The sequence below is a fragment of the Kaarinaea lacus genome (assembly GCF_975902315.1).
This window is the reverse complement of sequence record NZ_CDLKIE010000032.1, coordinates 1-3,008: the sequence shown is the minus strand read 5'-3', so window position 1 is coordinate 3,008 and position 3,008 is coordinate 1. Positions and strand designations below refer to the sequence as shown.

The following is a 3,008-nucleotide window of genomic DNA, read 5'->3' as shown; positions in this document are numbered from 1 at the left end:
TTGCAGAAGAAGACTAATTAGCGGATCTAAGCAGATCCATCATGACGGTAGCGCCATTAGATAATGTTCTTTTGGGATGCCATACAATGCCAAGTTTACGTCGTAATTCCATCCGCGGTATTTGAACTACAAGCATCTCTTTACCCAGCATGCTTCGGGGTAACAAACTCCATCCCAGTCCAACATTGACCAGCATCTTGATCGTTTCCAGATAGTTGGTCGACAGTGTGGTTTTAATTTCACAATCGATTTTATTAAATGCGGTCTCCAGAATTTGCCGTGTATAAGTATTTTTCGCCGGCAATATGGCGTCGTATTGCGCCAGTTCCTTTGCAGTCAGCGTACGGCTGGATGAGAGTTTTTTCGCCAACAGGTGGTTTTTGCCAACCACAAATTCCAGAGGATCTTCCCAGACAACATAGGTGTCTAATTCCCGGGTAGCTAAACTGGGTATGGTAATGATGCCCAGTTCCAGCTTACCGCTGAGCACTTCCCGGTAAGCTGCCTCGGAATCCATGAATTGAATATCCAGTGTTAAATCCGGGTATTGCTGATTGAGGCGTTTCAGAACAGGTGGCAGATGATGCAGGCCAATGTGATGGCTGGTGCCAATATGCAGCGTGCCAGTGACTTCACCGCTCAAGTTGTCTATCTCGCGCTGACTGTCTTCGAGTTGTTGTAGAATAATTTGTGCGCGCTTGAAAAAAATTTCACCGGCAGGGGTTAACAGGGTTTGCCGTCCAACACGATCAAATAACCGAGTGCCCAATTCTGATTCCAGTGCCTGTATTCGTTTGCTAATGGCTGGCTGGGTAACATATAAACTTTCCGCCGCCAGGGAAAATGATCCGGTTTCGGCAATGGTGAGAAAAGTTTTTAAGGTCGCGGTATCCATATTTTCAGGTGTGTTATGTATTCCTATCGGGAATAGAATACATGAAAATTATGAATTTGTGTAATGATAAAACCTGAGGTATCTTTTATTGTCATTACAAGGTATTCAGCGAAGGAATGAACCATGGCAGGCAAAACACTCTATGACAAATTGTGGGATTCACATGTTGTTCGTGAACAGGATGATGGCACGTGTTTAATCTACATTGACCGTCACCTGGTACATGAGGTGACATCGCCACAGGCATTTGAAGGCTTACGTTTGGCAGGCAGAAAGCCCTGGCGGATTAATGCCAATCTTGCAACGCCGGATCACAATGTACCAACCACTGATCGTGACAAGGGCATCGCTGATGCTATCTCGCGCTTGCAGGTCGAGACCCTTGATCAGAACTGTTCAGAGTTTGGTATTACTGAATTCAAGATGGATGATGTGCGCCAGGGTATTGTGCACGTTATTGGCCCGGAACAAGGTGCGACTTTACCGGGCATGACAGTCGTGTGCGGTGATTCTCATACCTCAACCCATGGTGCCTTTGGTGCGCTTGCGTTTGGCATCGGTACATCTGAAGTTGAGCACGTTTTGGCAACCCAGTGCCTGATCCAGAAGAAATCCAGGAACATGTTGGTCAGTATTGACGGTGAAGTAGGCCCCGGTGTTACAGCAAAAGATATCGTGTTGGCGATCATAGGTGAGATTGGTACGGCCGGCGGTACCGGGTATGCCATTGAGTTTGGTGGGTCTGGTATTCGGGCCTTATCGGTGGAAGGACGTATGACAGTTTGTAATATGGCAATTGAGGCAGGTGCGCGTGCCGGCATGGTCGCGGTGGATGATAAAACCATTGAGTTTGTGAAAGGCCGGCCGTATGCGCCAAAAGCTGAAGTGTGGGAGCAGGCCGTCAGCGCATGGCGTGATTTAACAACGGACAGTGACGCGGTGTTTGATCGCGAAGTCCATATCGATGGCGCCAGTATCAAACCACAGGTGACCTGGGGTACCTCTCCTGAGATGGTGGTGCCTGTTGATAGCCGTGTGCCGGATCCGGATAAAGAAATAGATGCTACCCGACGCGAAGGTATGCGTGCGGCCTTAAACTATATGGGACTTGCGGCTAATACACCCATTTCAGACATTGAAGTGGATAAGGTATTTATTGGCTCCTGCACTAATTCACGTATCGAGGACTTACGTGCAGCGGCAAAAGTAGCGCAGGGCCACAAGGTCTCACAACGCGTGAAATTAGCCATGGTCGTACCGGGTTCGGGGCTTGTGAAAAAGCAGGCCGAAGAAGAAGGTCTGGACAAAATTTTCATTGCCGCCGGTTTCGAATGGCGGGAGCCCGGTTGCTCTATGTGTCTGGCTATGAATGCCGATCGCCTTGAGCCAGGCGAGCGCTGTGCGTCAACATCCAATCGCAACTTCGAAGGTCGGCAAGGGCAGGGTGGTCGTACCCATTTAGTGAGTCCGGCTATGGCTGCCGCCGCCGCGATTCACGGGCATTTCGTTGATGTGCGTAATGTATAGAGGAGGATTATAATATGGAGAAGTTTCAAACCTTAACTGCTATCGTTGCGCCATTAGATCGTTCCAACGTGGACACCGATGCGATTATTCCCAAGCAATTTCTTAAATCCATAAAACGCACTGGCTTTGGTCCCAACTTGTTTGATGAATGGCGATACCTCGATCACGGTGAACCGGGAATGGATAACAGTAAGCGACCATTAAATCCTGACTTTGTATTAAATCAGGACCGTTACCAGGGGGCGAAAATTTTATTGGCAAGAGAAAATTTTGGCTGTGGTTCGTCGCGAGAACATGCCCCCTGGGCGTTGGAGGATTATGGTTTTCGTGTAGTGATTGCGCCCAGCTTTGCGGATATCTTTTTCAACAATTGCTTCAAGAATGGTATTTTGCCCATTGTGTTAGATGCTGATGTGGTGGATGGACTGTTTAACGAGGTTAACGATAACGAGGATTATCAATTAACTGTCGATTTAGAAGCGCAAACTATTAGTAAACCTTCAGGCGATACCATCAGCTTTGAAGTGGATGAATTTCGTAAATATTGCCTGCTTAATGGTCTGGATGATATAGGTTTAACCTTGCA

The 3,008-nt window shown here is 47.7% G+C and carries 3 protein-coding genes; 2 read left to right on the top strand and 1 reads right to left on the bottom strand.

What is annotated here, in order from left to right; all coding sequences use genetic code 11:
• Positions 1 to 13: 13 nt before the first annotated feature.
• Positions 14 to 895 (bottom strand): LysR family transcriptional regulator, encoded by an 882-nt coding sequence (locus ACWVCM_RS00550; protein WP_455199743.1) that lies wholly within the window; start codon positions 893 to 895, stop codon positions 14 to 16.
• A gap of 123 nt (positions 896 to 1,018) precedes the next feature.
• On the opposite strand from ACWVCM_RS00550, the gene leuC reads away from it, so the two are divergent.
• Together leuC and leuD are read left to right on the top strand one after the other, a co-directional pair.
• Positions 1,019 to 2,422 carry a 3-isopropylmalate dehydratase large subunit gene (gene leuC / locus ACWVCM_RS00545; RefSeq protein WP_455199742.1) on the top strand — a complete coding sequence of 468 codons (1,404 nt, stop codon included), beginning with the start codon at positions 1,019 to 1,021 and terminating at the stop codon, positions 2,420 to 2,422.
• Positions 2,423 to 2,436: 14 nt separating this feature from the next.
• Positions 2,437 to 3,008: 3-isopropylmalate dehydratase small subunit (leuD, locus tag ACWVCM_RS00540; protein WP_455199741.1), on the top strand; the 572-nt coding region annotated here is incomplete at its 3' end.